At 53.7% G+C, this 16444-nt stretch carries 11 protein-coding genes; 5 read left to right on the forward strand and 6 right to left on the reverse strand.

The annotated features are described in order from the left end of the window. Nucleotides 1–4 precede the first annotated feature (4 nt). Nucleotides 5–2197, reverse strand: a complete 2193-nt coding sequence (locus tag SH287x_RS10255; protein ID WP_479518635.1) for a hypothetical protein — start codon at nt 2195–2197, stop codon at nt 5–7. 593 nt (nt 2198–2790) lie between these two features. Between SH287x_RS10255 and SH287x_RS10260 the strand changes: the two genes are divergently transcribed. Next, the gene (locus SH287x_RS10260) at nt 2791–5304 is read left to right on the forward strand and encodes an ATP-dependent helicase (protein ID WP_479518636.1); all 2514 of its coding nucleotides are present in this window, start codon (nt 2791–2793) and stop codon (nt 5302–5304) included. A 684-nt stretch (nt 5305–5988) separates the two neighbouring features. Next, nucleotides 5989–6759 carry a hypothetical protein gene (locus SH287x_RS10265; RefSeq protein WP_479518637.1) on the forward strand — a complete coding sequence of 257 codons (771 nt, stop codon included), beginning with the start codon at nt 5989–5991 and terminating at the stop codon, nt 6757–6759. 173 nt (nt 6760–6932) lie between these two features. Here the strand turns inward: SH287x_RS10265 and SH287x_RS10270 are convergent, their stop codons facing one another. Next, on the reverse strand, nt 6933–7514 hold the full coding sequence (locus tag SH287x_RS10270; RefSeq protein WP_479518638.1) for a thioredoxin family protein: 582 nt from the start codon (nt 7512–7514) through the stop codon (nt 6933–6935). A 108-nt stretch (nt 7515–7622) separates the two neighbouring features. After that, nucleotides 7623–8150 carry a pantetheine-phosphate adenylyltransferase gene (gene coaD, locus SH287x_RS10275; RefSeq protein ID WP_479518639.1) on the reverse strand — a complete coding sequence of 176 codons (528 nt, stop codon included), beginning with the start codon at nt 8148–8150 and terminating at the stop codon, nt 7623–7625. A gap of 327 nt (nt 8151–8477) precedes the next feature. Between coaD and SH287x_RS10280 the strand changes: the two genes are divergently transcribed. Next, on the forward strand, nt 8478–9104 hold the full coding sequence (locus SH287x_RS10280; RefSeq protein WP_479518640.1) for an Hsp20/alpha crystallin family protein: 627 nt from the start codon (nt 8478–8480) through the stop codon (nt 9102–9104). Continuing rightward, nucleotides 9094–9510 carry an Hsp20/alpha crystallin family protein gene (locus SH287x_RS10285; RefSeq protein ID WP_479518641.1) on the forward strand — a complete coding sequence of 139 codons (417 nt, stop codon included), beginning with the start codon at nt 9094–9096 and terminating at the stop codon, nt 9508–9510. Before SH287x_RS10280 ends, SH287x_RS10285 begins: the two co-directional genes overlap by 11 nt. A gap of 71 nt (nt 9511–9581) precedes the next feature. On the opposite strand, the gene SH287x_RS10290 is transcribed toward SH287x_RS10285, so the two are convergent. From SH287x_RS10290 to SH287x_RS10300, 3 genes are all read right to left on the reverse strand, one after another. Next, nucleotides 9582–9908 carry a (2Fe-2S)-binding protein gene (locus SH287x_RS10290; protein ID WP_479518643.1) on the reverse strand — a complete coding sequence of 109 codons (327 nt, stop codon included), beginning with the start codon at nt 9906–9908 and terminating at the stop codon, nt 9582–9584. Between the two features lie 20 nt (nt 9909–9928). Then, nucleotides 9929–11650 carry a hypothetical protein gene (locus SH287x_RS10295; RefSeq protein ID WP_479518644.1) on the reverse strand — a complete coding sequence of 574 codons (1722 nt, stop codon included), beginning with the start codon at nt 11648–11650 and terminating at the stop codon, nt 9929–9931. A 196-nt stretch (nt 11651–11846) separates the two neighbouring features. Next, entirely contained in the window at nt 11847–13823 is a 1977-nt protein-coding gene (locus tag SH287x_RS10300; RefSeq protein WP_479518645.1) for a hypothetical protein, read from the reverse strand. A 414-nt stretch (nt 13824–14237) separates the two neighbouring features. Here SH287x_RS10300 and SH287x_RS10305 point away from each other — a divergent pair, with 414 nt between their 5' ends. Next, nucleotides 14238–16358 carry a flagellar basal body P-ring protein FlgI gene (locus SH287x_RS10305; RefSeq protein WP_479518646.1) on the forward strand — a complete coding sequence of 707 codons (2121 nt, stop codon included), beginning with the start codon at nt 14238–14240 and terminating at the stop codon, nt 16356–16358. The last annotated feature ends 86 nt before the right edge of the window (nt 16359–16444 follow it).

Genomic DNA, 16444 nt, shown 5'->3' on the forward strand with positions numbered 1-16444 from the left:
CTGATTACTGGACGTCCACAATCACCCAGCCATCAACCACCGCCACCTTGGTGACGTTGGCAAAGACGGTCTTCTTGGGGCCGTCGATTTTGAATTTGCTGTCGACGGTTCGATCAGGCATCGCGTCCTGGATCTTCTTACGAATGACACCCTTGGTCGCAATTCCCAGATCGCCTTCCACATCAGCGACAGAGATTGTCCCGCGGGAAACCGTGATTTCAGGGCCAGCCACCGCAAAGGTGAGTGGCACTGTGATTTCCGAAACAGGAATATCTTCACGATCACTCGACTTAAAACCGGTTCGCAGGATGAGCGTCAGTGCCCCGGACGCAGCACGGAAACGAACAGGATCTTCCTTGGCAAAGACAAACGAGTTGTTCTTTGTTTCTTCCCCTTCAACCTTGGCCTTTGGCTGAAGAGCCACAGCGCGACCAAGAGCCGTACTGAGGAACTTCTCGACTTCCTTGCGGAATTCTTCTTCAGTTAAAGTTTTCCCTGCAAAACCCATCCGATCAATGGAGTTATTCAGCAAAGATTCGTGCAGAAGAATCGTGGCTCCGGTGGTGGCGGTCAGAAAATTGGCAGGTGGTGTATTACCACCAATTTCGCCAGCTTCCATGAGCCGGGTGGACAATCGCAACTCGTTCTCGGTGGTCTGATAGACCTTGGCATCCGGGAAGAGACCCACCTTCTTAAGACCGCTGAAAAGTTCGTTTTCCAGCTTCACACCAGCGTTAGACATCGCTGAATCAACTTCCTGATTGAAGCGAGGCAGCACACGTTCACGCACGCGCTGGGCAGCAATCGCTTCGGCCTGGGGACGGCGTTCCGCCACTTCACCTGCAGCGACGCGGTCGGCATATCTTCCAAAGAGGAATGAACCGCTGTAGCGGGTCGAAATTCCCGTGGTCGTGTTGTTCGGACGAACACCGATCAGAGCCGGCGCCGTCGTAAACTTTTCACCGTCAAAGTTCACATCCTTCGTCGCGTAGAAGGTGTGGTACCCCGAGGTATTCACAGTGGCTTCGCTGGTCACACCAGTGGTGTTCGACTGCACAACCCCGTTAAGAGTGATGTCGAAGCGTGCGGAATTGGGCGATGGCTTGAGGTTCACACCCACCACAGTGGAGGTGGTCTGATAGCCACCCACGTTGGCTCCCAGAATAAAATCTCGCACGCCGCCCGCTTCGGTGCGAGCGTCAGACATCAGCTTGGAAAGGAATGTCTCGCTGGCCACAATTCGCAGGTTATAGTTCAGTGCATTCCGCTGGACGACGTTGAGCAGATCAACCCCGCCACCAGGAACCGTTGCTTTCACAGTCTTGATCGCATCACGCAATGCCGTGGCTGATTCGGTACTGGGTGTTTCTTCAGCCAGTTGCAATGCACTTGCCAGTTGGGCAATAGCGGCACGAATCTTCTCTTTGGCATTGTCATCGACGGGAGCACCGACGGCTGCCACATACCCTTCAAGAGCTGTTTGCACAGCCGTGAATTCGGGGCGGCTGAGGAACGCCTTCTGGGCGGCATTTTCCAAAGAAGCCACACGTGCCAGTCGTTCAACCGTCACTTTGGCTGCGGAAACGGCAGCGCCCTGATTATCACCAGAGAGAGCTTTCCCCAGTTCTTCTCCCTGAATGAAAGGAAGCCAGGCATCGCCACCAGGCACCTTGGCCAGTGCAGCCTTCAGTGCCTGCAGAGCCTTAACCGACTCGGCTTTCCTGGCAGCAACGGTTTCTTCACGAACCTTCACAGGATCAAGAGCCAGCGTCTTGAGAATCGCATCAGACAAGTCAATGGTGCGGGTCAACGCCCCCTTGATCGTTCCCAGCGGACAAAAAATCGACCGGTAACGGGGATCGGCGAGTGATTTATCCACAATCGCCAGACGGGCTCTCAGTGTGTCCAGAGCCTCCTTCTGGGCAGCGGTATCTCCATTAAGTTGGAAAAACTTTTCGACAATCGCCGAAGTCCCTTCTCCCCAACTTGCCCAGTTAGGGCCGAGTTCAGCCAGAACATCACTTCCCAATCGGGAAGGAACGTCGGGAGGAAGAATGCCCCGAAGACCTTCGGGAGAGGCCTCCTGATTTCCGAAAGCCCAGCTTCCCATGGCAAGACCGGTCATGGCACCGACGGAAAGAACACCTCTCCAGACTCGGTTTTCTCGCCGTGACAGGCGAATCATAATTTGGGACATTGTATGCAAGGCCTCCGTGTGACGAGTCATCAGAATGTCCGGCAAGGTGTGAAGAGGGCGTGAGGGATGGTGGTTCTACGATCGACCGCCAACCCGCCACAGAATCATCGTCCGGCAGAAATTGACGTCCGTAGTCGACCCTGCTGCTTTCTAAGCCCTCACGACACGAACAACACACTTGACCGGCATGAACGATACGTTCCGTATTTCTTCACTAGTCGGCAAACTTTGCCAACCCTTCGCATGCTACTCAGCTAAAACCACTCCAGCAATGACCGCCTGGGGTTTCTGAACGGTTTTCTCACACGTTCAGAGAGCCATTACTTGCCATTCCATAGGGGTTTGCACTGAAAATCAGTCACCTTGAGAAGTTTTATCCCCACAAAAACGCTCAGGATTTACAGAGAAACTGACTCGCGTTACGCCCACTCTCTCCTGACAGGTTGTTAAACTCCTTCGCAGGCTCATTGGCCTGCTCGCCTCGATCCCTGACCTGCACCGTTAGTGCCTGTCGGAAAACGCCTCATATTTCGTCAATTCCTGCTGTATCAGAGAGACTGTTAAACTTGTCGGCAAAGGAGTGCTCGCCCAAAGTGTCACATCTTCTGGATGATCTCACAGCTTCACAAGCCGCCGCTGTCGAACACTTCGAGGGGCCTTTGCTCGTTCTCGCAGGGCCGGGTTCCGGGAAGACACGGGTCGTCACACGGCGCATTGCCCGTCTGGTGGAACGCAGAGTTCATCCCTCGGAAATTCTGGCCATCACGTTCACCAATAAAGCCTCCAAAGAGATGGCAGAGCGTGTGGAACACCTCATGCCCGGCGTGAGGGTTTCTGTCAGCACATTCCATAAGTTCTGTGCCAGACTCCTCCGGCAATATGGGGAGGCTGTTGGTCTCAAGCCCAACTTTTCCATCCTGGATGTCAAAGATCAGGATGCCGCCTGCAAAGAAGCGGTCAAAGAAGAAGGCTTCGATCCCACCCATTACAGTCCCAGTCGCATTGGCTGGCGGATCGGACAGCTCAAAAATGATTGCATCACGCCATTGATGTTCGCAGCCACAGCGGCTGAGAGGATCGGGACTCATCTGGATGCCGTCGTGGCCAAAGCCTATGCACGGTATCAGCAGATCCTCCTCGCATCGAATGCCGTCGACTTCGACGACCTGCTGATGCACGTGGTCACTCTGCTGAACGAAAACCCTCAATTGCGGCAGTCACTGGATGAGCGGTTTCGTTTTATCCTGGTCGACGAGTATCAGGATACCAACCGCGCCCAGTATCAGATCATTGCCGCCCTCTCTCAAAACGAACCCAATCTCTGCGCCACAGGTGATCCCGACCAGTCGATCTATGGCTGGCGTGGTGCTCAAATCGAAAACATCCTGCGGTTTGAACGAGATTACCCCCAGATGAAGCTGGTGCGATTGCAGGACAATTTTCGCAGCACGCCAGAAATTCTCGCGGCTGCCGACGAACTGATTCAGCACAACACCCAGCGGAAAGCCAAAAAGTTAATCACAACAAACCCGTCGGGCACACCGGTGGAAATCCGCCGCTATGCGGATGGTGTGCATGAAGCCGACGCGATTGCCGCCGAGATTCGTGAGCGAGTCGCCAGCGGTGAACGAAATTTTTCCGACTTTGCCATTTTCTATCGCGTCAATTCACTCTCCCGTTCCATCGAAACGGCATTGAGTCGCGCCCGTGTCCCGTTTTCCATCACAGGTGGCGTCGCTTTTTATGAGCGAACGGAAGTCAAAGATCTGATCTCTTATTTACGGGTCATCGAGAACCCCGATGATCGCCCGGCATTTCGACGGATCATCAACACCCCCATTCGCGGGATTGGAAAGAACTCGCAGGAAAAGCTGGATCGTTGGGCACAGAGGCGAGGGATCAATCTTTGGGAGGCCGTTCATCAGGTGGATAGCTCAGCCGGCCTTCCCAAGAAAGCGGAATATGCCCTCAAACAGTTTGCCACGCTGCTCGATGAACTCGCCAACCGGGCACATGGTTCTGTGGCCGAGTTGATCGAAGTAATTGTCGAGAGGACAGGATACGCGCTGAACCTCCGTGGCCTGGAGCCTGAAGAATCTGCCAGTCGGCTTGGTAACATTGGTGAATTAGTCGCTTCGGCCAGACAACACGATGCGGGTGCCGACTCTTCTGGCTCACTGGGTGACTTTCTGGAAACATGCAGTCTGGTGCAAGAAGCTGATGCCATCGACTCCAGTGCCGGTGAAGTTCACCTGATGACCTTGCATGCAGCCAAGGGCCTGGAATTTCCCTGCGTCTATCTGATCGGTGTAGAGCACGGATTGCTCCCCCACGACCGGGCACTTCGCGATGGCGACCCTTTACAACTTGAAGAAGAACGTCGCCTGCTTTTCGTTGGTATCACTCGCGCTCGCGAAGAACTCTGCCTGACCTGGACACGGATGCGCACCACGCATGGCCGCTCGTTAAGTTCGATTGCCAGCCAGTTTTTGAGTGAACTGACGGTCGAACATCGAGATTATTCCGAAGACGATGACGAGACGAGCTTTGGTGACTGGTCACCAGGCCAGTTGCGGGGTGGTTCTTCAGGAGATTCTGTCCTGTCCCAACTGGCGGTGTTAACAGCCAGAAAGAGTGCCCAGGAGATACCGTCATCTGAAGAAGAAGGAGAAGCAGAAGAAGTCAGCAAGACACCGGAAGCCCAGCCGAAAACGACGTCGTCGTTAATCGATCAGTTGGTGCCACCAGTCACACACACTAAGACCTCCGCAGTGGATGATTCTCAAGCTGACCGTGGAGAGGTTAATAAGACCAAGGCAACTCGCTCACGTTTCTCCCGTCATCAAAAATCGAAACAAATCCCTGAAGCGGAACGAATCCATCAACTCAAATCTCGTTTAATGACGGGTGCCGATCTCATGGCCCGGGATGACATGGCCAACCGGTTTCAACTGGGAATGCAGGTTCGCCATCCCGAATATGGCCGTGGAAGAGTCATTGGGCTTTCCATCGCGAACAATCGCCCAACAGTTTCTGTGGAATTTGAAGCCAGTGGCGAATCCAAAGACTTCATCGCCTCCATGGCGCCTCTGCAGCCATTACGGTAACCCCTCACGCAGTCTGCTTTTGCTGCCAAAACACCTGTCAGCGTGAAAGTCACCGTTGAGCGTTATTCAGAGAATCCCGGCGACAATGCATCAGCAAACTCAAATACGAGTGCCGGCATGTGCCGCCATCTCACCTCGAAAAATATTGTGTGAATTCTGGAAACTCTGAATTTGATTTTCCGTAACTTCTGATACCCTGAATGCCAACTACTGGTCGAAATTACCGGTAGCGCCGCCATGAACTTTCGTGCTGGGGGCTATGACATTCACGGGGCGAGAAATCAGTCTCACTGCAATCCTGCTGCTGTCGCAAATCATCACGATTCACTCTATTTTTTCTGTGATCAATGGCGTCATCAAATTTTAAAGCAATGTGCCCGCATCGAAGATTCTGTCGGAACTCAGGCAACCATGATTGTGTTCTAATTCACAGTATTTCCTTTTAAGGTGATCTGTTCTTTTTTTTCAGCTAGGGCCAAAATGTTGCGATCTTTCCATAATCTCATAGGACAGTGGCAAACGCCCTGTTCATTGCCTTGGCTAATGTTAATGATCGGAATAGTGCTAGGCCAGAATGCCTTCGCTGCCCCGCTCTTACAAGAAACACCAGCCATTCCTCCCCTCGCTGATTTGTTAACCAACCCGTCAGCGTCCCCGGCGCCGATCACCCGACTGGATTTTTCCGTGCCGACAAATGTCGTGATCAACCGGAAAAACGGTGGCAGCCTTCAGGGACGGCTCATCTTTTTCGATACCGAAAAGCTGCAATTTCAACCTCTGACCGGGCGTCCAATTGATGTCCCCATCTCCTCTGTTCGCATGGTACGCCTGCCGGAACATGGGTTAATCTTTACCCCCAAGGACGATGATCTCCTCGAAACTTTGCAGGATTGGTCAGCCAAACTCCCGGGTGGCACTGTGGTGGCCAAGATGGCTGATGCTCCCACAACACCGCCCCTTCCTCCGCAAACTTCTCTCCCACTTGCAACCATGCCGCTGCCAACCTCACCATCGGCGACGACTCCGACGGCTCCCATTGTGACAGAGGTGATGACCAACGCCTCCCCCTCTCGCAACGATCTGAGTGGCACGGCTCTCGCCGATTCAGGAGTGGGGCCACAAAATCCCTCACCCCTGGCATCTGGACTGAACTCCACATCACCCCAGCAAGGGCAGCCAGCGCCACCGGCAACGCCAACCAACGGGGAGATGGCCTCCTCATCACCGGCTTCAAACGCCAGTTCATCTCAGGGAGCAACTCAAGGAAGCCAGACCATGGCTCCGGCATTCGCTCCATCTCACACAACGTCACCTTCTGCCAGCACCTGGTATCAGGCAGCACAGCCCTCGACAATCACGACGTCATCCTCATCCATAGGATTCGGCGGCTATCTCCTCATTGGCCTGGCATTGGGGGTCGTGGGTTTTGTCGTGTTCAAAACACGACAGGCTTGAACTCCTGACAATGACCCTATTATCGCGTCCTGAAACAAACCATCGCCAGCGGCAACTTACGGTGAACACCACCGGTCTGATGCTGCGGATTGCGGTTCCTTGGACGAATCTTTAACACCGCTCACCTCGGCCCTCTCCCGCCAACAGGAGAGGGCATGTTCTCAGACAGGCACTTAAACTGAAAAGTAAGCCGGGGCATGGCCGGGCTTCCACTTGATGTTACAGCCAATCGAAGGGGTCTGCGCTTCGCCGGGAAGCTGGCCAGCCAGCACAGCATCAATAGCGGAGCGCAAATCAACGCCTGTTGGCGGAATGTCGTTCCCCGGACGTGACGCATCAAACTGGCCCCGATAGACCAGCTGGTGCGAAGCATCAAACAAAAAGAAATCAGGGGTGCAGGCCGCCTGATAAGCCAGAGCCACCTGTTGAGATTCGTCAAGCAGGTAAGGGAACACGTAACCCGCGTCTGCCGCTTCAGTCACCATGGCATCGAAGTTGTCCTGTGGGTACGCCACGACGTCATTCGAGCTGATTCCCACAATCTTTAAGGCTGTCCCCTGATAGTCTTTGCCAAGTTGTGCCAGCGGGGTTCTCAGGTGCTTCACAAAAGGACAATGATTACAGATAAACATCACCAACAGTGGCGAGCCACTGGCGAAATCGTCTTTGCTGATCACCTTCCCATCAACATTGGGCAGAGAAAAATCGGGAGCGGGTGTGCCCAAAGCCAGCATGGTGGAGGGGACGCGAGCCATCGTGGGTAATCCTTAATTGATCGAGGTCATTTATCTGGTGACGATGTTGTTCTAAACACCGACTTTCAACGAAGCGTGCATCATAAAAACAAATGACTGACGAGGAGTTCACGATTGTCGCCTGGCTGCTGCCAATCGCACTTTTTCCAGCAGAGGCTGCACAACCTGATCGGGAACAAACTCTCGCAGTCGATCGGAGGAAGCGGCATTGCCCAGCAAGGCAATCTGTTTGATCAATGAACTGGAGATATGAGCGTATTTCTCCCCGGCCATAAAAAAAACGGTCTCCAGTTCTGGAGCCAGAACTTTGTTGGCCAGTCCCATCGTGAACTCGCCGTCCATATCGGAAAGTGACCGGATGCCACGAAGGATCGCACGCGCGCCGCAGGTTTTGGCGAAGTCAATGGTGAGTCCGGTAAATGACTCCACCGAGACATTGGGTAAGTCGGCTACCACCGTTTTGGTCAATTCCAAACGCTCAACCGTGCCAAACAACGGGTGCTTGTCCGGATTGACGCCAATGCCGATCGTCAGGTGAGAAAACAGCGCGGCACCTCGACGAATGATGTCCAGATGCCCCAACGTGAGTGGGTCAAAGCTCCCAACATAAATCACCCGTAATCCGTTGCCAGTCATGGCACTTCTCCCAACTCAACTGACAGACACGCCCATACGTCGTCACAACTGGATCATACGATCTGAAGCATCGTTTCACGACTGTCGAGCAATCACCAGACAACGTCCCCAGGTGCAGTCTGCCAGAGTGGCAGTTCTTGGGAAGTTTTCTCCTGGTAATGACTTCTCGCTTCAAAAGTGGAACGGGAAATGTAATTGGCGGCTTTTTTTAAGTTATTATCTAGAAGTACTTTGCAGCATTTATTTCGATCTGGCTATCGAATTATCCACTTGTGGCATGTCGGTTGCGTCTTAATTCCTGCAAATTTTCTTTTCAGGAGCGGCCGCATGGCGATTTTTCGATGGGGAAATGCCTGGCAAGCCGTGGGCGATTTCGAACGAGAAGTCGACCATCTTCTCGCCAGCGTCCTGCAAGGGCTGCGGGTAGCCCGGCAGTACCCTGCTCTCAATTTATATGAACTTCCCGATCATTTACTCTTAACGGCCGAGCTTCCCGGAATCCGTCTTGAGGAACTGGATATCTCCGTCAGTGAAGGAACGCTGACCCTGAAAGGGCGGCACCTTGGCCCGGAAGACTTTCCTGATGAAGCGTTCCGACGCCAGGAACGCCCTCGCGGAAAATGGCAACGGATCCTCAAGCTTCCCGAAGGGATCCGGGAAGATGAAGTCTCTGCGGAATTTATCAGTGGAGTGCTGCTGGTACGCCTTCCCAAAGACCCGCCCAAACCGGTTCGGCAGATCACAGTAACCACTGTGACTGAGGGGGAGACTCCCCGGGTTCCTCACACCGAGATGATTGCCACGCCCGCCCGGCGATTGGTCGCTGACTCTGCTGCTTCCAGAACGGATCATTCTCAGGGGGAAGCGTCCTCCCTCGCCGAGATTCCTCCCTCGCCGGCTCCTTTAACCCGCCAGGATTCCCAGCCAGAAGAAGGAGCCTCACATGCGAACTGATCGCGAAGATGCCACGCGAGACTCCTCGTCTCAGACCGTGCCTGAAGGAACCATCACTCGCCCCGAGGAACAGCAAGTTGTCTTTACTCCGCCCATCGACATCTTTGAGCGGCCGGATGGTTTGGTACTGCTTGCCGATCTCCCGGGAGTGACTCTCGAAACATTGGAACTTCAGGTTCAGGATAATCGGCTCACCATTTATGGGCATGTTCAGCCCCATTGGCTGGATCGCGTGGCAGTGCTCCATCAGGAATATCCCGTGGGACATTTCCTCAGGTCGTTCATCCTGAATGATGAAGTCGATCACGAACACATTACTGCGAAACTGGCTCATGGGGTGCTGGAAGTTTTCCTTCCCCGCGCGGCCAAAGCAGCCCCTCGCAAAATCAATGTCAAATCAGACTGAGGGTACGTCACATTTCAAAAGCCGATTGGAACAGGTCGCAAAGCCTGACAACCGACAACCGACAACTGCTCTCAGTCAGTCAACGGGATTGCACCGGGAGCGGGTTTCCCTTGTCCTGAGCGAATGTAGTCCGCACGCGACTTCGCATATTCATCCAGTGAAATCTCTGGCGCCTCGGCTTGCGATTCTTTCAACGCAACCGCCTGCACACTGCCACGGGCTTCCGCAGATTCATGGAAGTAGCGTTTCAAATACTTCCGGCACCACCCGCATCCCGTACCGGCCCCTCCGCACTCGCTGATCTGGCTGGCAACACGTGGACGATGAACCCGGATAAAGTTCATCACTTTTCGCTTCGTAATATGAAAGCAGAAGCAGACCGTATCATCCAGTTCCATACTGGCTCCTTCACTGAAACTCAGTTATCAAAACCAGTCGTCTCAGGGCTTTTTAAGGAATGGATCACGAGCGTCGTGCCGTGGAGCTTCCAGCGACAACCAGAATCTTTGAAAGCCGCTTCTAACAATTCACGAACCGTCAGATTGGCTAAATCCAATTCAATCGTGGTGTTGATTGCTGCCGTCAGTTCTTCAGAATGCTCGTCTTCAACAAGGCGAAGCTGAGCTCCCAGGAAGCTGGCTGCGGCTCTGGCCACCTGCTTGCGTGAAAGAGGGCCACCGGTGCGAAATCGCAATAATGTCTGCCCAAGGTTCGGCTGACCCATGGAAACCTGACCACTTCCTGCTGTCCCTGGAATTTCCCCCCCTGAAACAGGGGCCATCGTGGAGGGAGATACTGTTTTTGGAGGCGCCGTGTTTGGGGAATTTGAAAGATTCGGCGCAAGCGGCTCAGTTGGAGATAGCGGACGATCTGAAGAATCGTCAAGAGAATGACCGGATCGCCCCCCCTGACTTTCGAGTTTTTCAGCTGATAGAGTGGCTAAAGGTGGTTGATCGCCATGATCGCCTTGAGCCTTTTTTTTCTGATCAGAAGCCATTTGATTCGATGGCGAAGGCGTTGATACCAGGAACAAAGGCGAGTCGGGAGCCGTGATGTCGACTCCTTCAGCCATCGTAAACATGCGGCGGATCACCAGTTCATCAGTTTGAGGCGACATTTCTCGAACGCTGCCATCTGCCATTAACAGCATCAGAGAATCAAAACCAACAACTCCAAAACCATCCGGGCCATTAATGACGGGACTGGCTGTTAAAGGGCGAAGCGTGTGACTTCCTCCACCGGCCCAGGAACCCAACTGTTGATTAACACTGGCCACCATGGCCGTCTGACTGAGACCGTCCAGAATATCGGATCGCCTTGTGGTGCGATCATAGGCAAAGATCCCCGCCATCGGAGCCGTCACGGGAAGTGTCGGCCCATCTTGTCCCACACCCGCAACCCCCACCAATTGAGTCGCAGGATAACCATCTTCACCGACTAGCCCCGCGTCTTCATTCATCAACAGAGGGTTCATCTTCCGGCGAACAAATCGATCATTCGTGATCTCCCGCCAGGATGTCTCAGCCGATGGTTGAACGACAAGCGGCTGTGTCTGTGCGACATACCCACTCAGCCAACTCCAGCGGGTCTCCGTCGTCCCCTCTTTTGAACCTTGAAGTCCCTGGGGAAATGCTCCTGCCCGCACAGACTCCGCATCGAGCCATTGCCCCAAGGTGGCCAGCTTTTCATGAGCCGCAGGTCGTGCTGAAGCGTCCGTCTTTGAGGGCGAGTTCTGTTCTTCAGAATTTCCCGCAAGGCCGTTAGCCGCTGGCGGTAAAGTCTCTTGATGATTGTCCTGAGGCCCAATGGCTTGAGGATCAGTGGCTTGGGGATCAGTGGCTTGGGGATCGCCAATCAGGCCGTTTACTGATCCTGTCGACCGATTTCTTTCAAAAGCCTGAATAATAGAGACCACAATGATCAGCGTGAGCAGACTGGCCCCAATCCACCACAGCATGAGAGGGGAGCGGCCCATCTGGCGAGTGACCGATGAAGCCAGACCACTGACGACGGCGGGGATGGTGGCCGCTTCCAGCCGTTGATCGGCCAACTGGTCGGCGTGCTCACGTTGATCCTGACCATAACCTGAAGCGTCTGTGGCTCCCATCCGGTGGGCATATTCCTTCAATGGGATGACCACCCAAGTATCATTGGAATCAATAACCGGAACGAGCGCGCAGCCACAGCCAGGACAGGAAATCTCTTGTCCAAGATAACGACGATCACGAACCCGGATCGAGATCTGGCATTGTGGGCAAACGGGAAACGACGACAAAGAGTCCCCTTATCAATCGAGAATCTCTGAGTTCCACCAGTCATTGACGAGACAGACAACCTTACTCCTTGGGGAAGACATAAGGTGTCAGCTTTTGCACTTCAGCAACGGGATAAGTTGTGACCAGGACGCGATTGTTCTTCTGGTCGATCACCAGACACATCTTGTCGTACTTTTTCAGAATTTCTGCCAGTGCTTGATTGGCGCTGGCCTGATTCAGCTGAAACTCCTGAGGCATGTTTTTTGTATAACCCGAGAGCTTCAGAGCATCCCCATCAATATCGATGGTGATTTTCAGTTCGTCAGCCACATAGGCAAACGCTTCCTGCAAGGGAGTGCGGCGGAAATCAACATCGATTCGCTTTGCCAAAGCTTCTGGAAGTTTTGGCCCGGCCGCTTGAGCATTCCCATTCTGGGCCATGGCGCCGGCAGCGGGTTTGCGAGAAAAATCGGTGCGGGTCGATTCATCCCATGCCAGCAGCGAGGCCAAGGCCAGGTTGGGAGCTGCCCGCTCCGGAAGAGGCGTGACCACCTCGACATGATGTCCCGCCGTTTTTGTCCGACTGGCGAGTTCAAAGGCTTTAATCATCGCAGGAAATCGTCCAATGACCTGCCGCTTCCCCATTTCCCGAGGCGACATGGATTGCACCGAACTTAAAAGCACCTGAGGCAATTCCGTCAGTTTCTGCTCAACCAACCGAGCCAGACGATAAGGCTGAATCACGTTAGAATTTCTCAGCCACATCTGAGAAAACAACCCCTCACTTCTCAGATGCACGCTCCAGGCCGCCGCTTCCACATCATCACCCAGCCAATCAAGCACCCGATCCAGAAGCGGCCGGGCATTGGCAGGAACAAGAAATTCCGCATCCAGACGCACTGCCATTGGCTCAAACAAAATCGTTAAATGACGGCTGGCATCAAGTTGAGGAAGCAACTCTTCAATCCCGTTGCTCGTGGGATTCGGGTGAGTTGCTGCCTGCGCCATCTCACTGGCCATATCCAGAGGAGAGATCGCCAACGTGCGGCTGTCGCTGGTCAACAGATAGCCGGCTTTATCTGTGAGATAAATCGGATAACCGTTAGTCTCATCGCGCTGACCACCATACTTTTCCAGGAAGTCGCTTTTCTTCATGGGTTCAACAAAGGTCATCACGGCTGCCACACGCGGAGCCATGCCTCGCTGCGTGGGAATCAGACAGAACGTCGCCTCTTGAACCTTGGCTGGCTCCATTCCCGACATTTCTTTGATCTGGGAGGCAGCAAATTCAGCCAGTGGCCCCAGACTGTATCGCACTTCTTCTGCCAGCACCTCTCCACTCCAAAGCTCCGCAGGCCGGAGATGAATCACCACTCGGGTGCCTGACGGAACATATCTCAGTACCAGAGGAGTACGCTTCGTGGGAGGTTGGAACTCAATCGAATCAATGGAGACGTTGGATGACGAAGCCGTGGCCGTCGAAGCTCCGTCCATCGCGCCAGCCACTTCCGTTTGAAGAGCATCTGTCCTTTTTTGAACGACAGATTTCCCTGAAGAGCGTCCTGCACTTCCTTCACCCATGGCGACATAAGCCACAATGCCACCGCCACCAGCCACAACAAGAACCAGCAAAGGCACAATCAACTGTTGGAATAATTTCTTTTGACGTCGCCGTTTCTTGGGCGATGACAAAGGTGTCGTTTCACCGCCGGGAAGAGTCTCTGAAGGAAACATCGACGCTGTGGGCGCTGCCAGTAATGGTGTTGCCTCCAGATCCAATGCAGGGAAAGCCGCATTCAGAGGGACATCACGATTCACCACAGGGTCAGGCGTCACCTCTTCCAGCTCAACTTCTGGGGGTTCTTCCATCACAAAGACATGCTGGCACTTAGGGCACTTCCCCTTTCGCCCCAGAAGACGGCGATCACTGATTTTAAGCTCGCGCTGACAGGCAGGGCAGGTGATCATCAGGCTTGCCGACATTTCCGACTCTCCACCAGCACGAGTGATCAGGGACACTTCCGGTAACGATCCAGAGACTTGACCAGTCAAAGTCAATTTCACAATTCTCAAAGAAAATCTCACACCGATTCTATCAGGTTTGTGAGCAGACTCCGAGATGATTGCCAACAACTTTCTTCACGATTTGCAAAACCACCGGCAGAGCCTTTTAAAGCCAGTTGGCCTATTTTCACTCTCATTTTGTGCCAGACAGCAAGCTCCAGTGGCGCTTCCCGAACTTATCTTGACCCTGTTTGCCAACTTCAGTTAACGTCTCAAGGTTACTGCTGATTTTGATGAGGCCGTTCTGCGCCTTGCTCAACCTGTCATTTCCCTGCCTGCTTCGCCCCTCTCCATTCACCAGTTGCTTCTTTCTTCACACGTTCTGAATTCCTGAAGGTCTTCACACATTCAATGCGTGAAGGCGCCAGATGGTGTTTCAGATCTGTGCGGGTCTTGCCTGGAGGTCGTATGCCTGTCTTCCGTACTCGATTATTCACCGGACTGATGCTGCTGCTTGTCGCGGGCTTTTGCGCCACCAACATGGCGATGAACCCCTTTGGCTTCGGCAAATCCGAGAAGAAATCCGAGAAAAAGAAAGCAGAGGCCGATGAAGAAGTCGATCCGTCCGACCCCTTTGCAACCAAAGCCGAAACGCCACTGATCGGGACTTACACCAGCTTTGCAGGGCTTGAACCTGTCGTGCTGGAAGGTGTGGGATTAGTCGTCGGCCTCAATGGCACGGGAGGAGACCCGGCACCCTCGCAGTTTCGCACGCTTCTTTTAGAAGACATGAAGCGACGCAACATCCCCAACCCCAACACGATTCTCGCTTCGCCAAATACAACTCTCGTTGTTGTGAAAGCCTATTTACCCCCATTGTTAGCCAAAGGCTCCACCATTGACGTGGAAGTTCGTATTCCGGAAAGCGCTCAGGCGACCAGTCTCGAAGGAGGCTGGCTGATGGATTGCGATCTTGGCGAGCATGCTTTCGTTCCGGGTCGTGGAGTGCTCGAAGGTCATACTTATGCCCGTGCCCGTGGCCCGATTCTGGCGTCTTCCATTCTCGGTGGTGCCAAAGGAGAAGTACGCAGTCTGCAAATGCGAGGACGCATCCTGGGTGGCGCGACGGTCTCACGCGAGCGGGATCTGGCCATCTTTTTACGTAATGATTTCCGCAGCGTTCGTAACTCCTCTCGCGTGGCTGATGCGATTGGCAACCGCTTTCATGATTACGACAAATCGGGCATCAAGGAATCAATGGCCAGTGCCAAATCTGACCAGAAAATTATGTTGAAAGTCCATCCCGGCTACCGCGACAACTACCCCAGGTATTTACAGGTTGTCCGTAGCATTGCCTTCCGGGAGACAGCCGTCTCCAGACGGGTTCGTCTCCAGCGTCTGGCCAAAGAAATGTTTGAGCCGGAACTGGTCGAAAGTGCGTCGTTACAACTGGAAGCCATCGGGCGGGATGGAATTCCCCCTCTCAAGGGAGCATTGACGGCGCCTCTGCTGGAATGTCGATTCTATGCAGCCGTGGCGCTGGCCTATCTTGACGATGCTTCAGGGTTGGATGTCCTCGAAGAATGTGTCCGAAATGAACCCGCTTTTCGTGTCTATGCTCTCTCGGCACTTTCCACCATTGAAGACTCAGAGTCCTATGTTCGCCTCCGTGAGTTGATGAACGAAGACTCGGCTGAAACTCGCTATGGAGCGTTTCGCGCCATGTGGACAGCTTCAAAAGACGAGCCATTTATTCGCGGAATTCCATTACGGGAAAAGCAGTACAACCTGCATGTTCTGGAGTCGGGGGGAACCCCCTTGGCGCATATCACCATGCACACCCGGCCAGAAGTCGTGCTCTTTGGAGCAAAGCAGGAATTCGCCGCGCCCATGTACGTGACCGCTGGTCGCAATATCATGGTCACCATCGCTCCGGGAAGCCGGACGGTTTCCATCGCGAAATTCTCGATCTCCGGGAAGGACGAACGTAAAGAAACATCGTTGCAAGTCGCTGACGTCATTATGGCAGCAGCCGATATGGGAGCCACCTATCCCGACATCGTCCAGATGCTGGTTGAAGCCAACAAACAGAAGAATCTTCCGGGAGAACTCGGGATGGATGCCCTTCCTCGGGCAGGCCGGTTCTACACCCGTCCAACATCTGATGGCGGGCCACCCGGCAGCAAGAAATCTCGCGTTGGCCGCGAAAATCTGTCACCAAACCTCTTCCCCGCAGCTCCAGAAAAAGAATTGCAGGAATCGTTGGATCCACTGGCTCTGAAATCCACTTCGGACAACAAGGGAGACTCCAAGTCGCTTGCCAGCGTCAAGAGCGAGACTATCAACGACAAAAAAGAAACAGCCGCCAGCAAAGAAGACTTATCGACCGATCGTTCCGCTTCTCGCAATGACGGACGAAACACAAAATCAGCAGAGAGCGACAGCTCGATTCCACGGCAAAGTGAACCCGGAAGTTCTAAGGCAGGTGGTGTTGGTTCGGTTGATTCTCAATCCAAAAATGATGAACCCTCCTCGGACAAAATCGAATCGCGCTGGTTCCCCCTTTTCCATCGTTCTCCGGTCAAGTAGCCCCTTTACAGTAAATGATCTGCTTTCAGAACGTGTGGTTCTGGAATCGCCTACTGCATTGTCAAAGTATAAAATTCGGGTCTCTT

The organism is Planctopirus sp. SH287 (assembly GCF_056500625.1).

What these genes read in the sequence shown, in the direction of transcription:
- coaD (WP_479518639.1), bottom strand. Translation starts at nt 8,150, where the DNA reads ATGACTGGCAACGGATTACGGGTGATTTATGTTGGGAGCTTTGACCCA.
- SH287x_RS10280 (WP_479518640.1), top strand. Translation starts at nt 8,478, where the DNA reads ATGGCGATTTTTCGATGGGGAAATGCCTGGCAAGCCGTGGGCGATTTC.
- SH287x_RS10255 (WP_479518635.1), bottom strand. Translation starts at nt 2,197, where the DNA reads ATGTCCCAAATTATGATTCGCCTGTCACGGCGAGAAAACCGAGTCTGG.
- SH287x_RS10285 (WP_479518641.1), top strand. Translation starts at nt 9,094, where the DNA reads ATGCGAACTGATCGCGAAGATGCCACGCGAGACTCCTCGTCTCAGACC.
- SH287x_RS10270 (WP_479518638.1), bottom strand. Translation starts at nt 7,514, where the DNA reads ATGGCTCGCGTCCCCTCCACCATGCTGGCTTTGGGCACACCCGCTCCC.
- SH287x_RS10305 (WP_479518646.1), top strand. Translation starts at nt 14,238, where the DNA reads ATGCCTGTCTTCCGTACTCGATTATTCACCGGACTGATGCTGCTGCTT.
- SH287x_RS10290 (WP_479518643.1), bottom strand. Translation starts at nt 9,908, where the DNA reads ATGGAACTGGATGATACGGTCTGCTTCTGCTTTCATATTACGAAGCGA.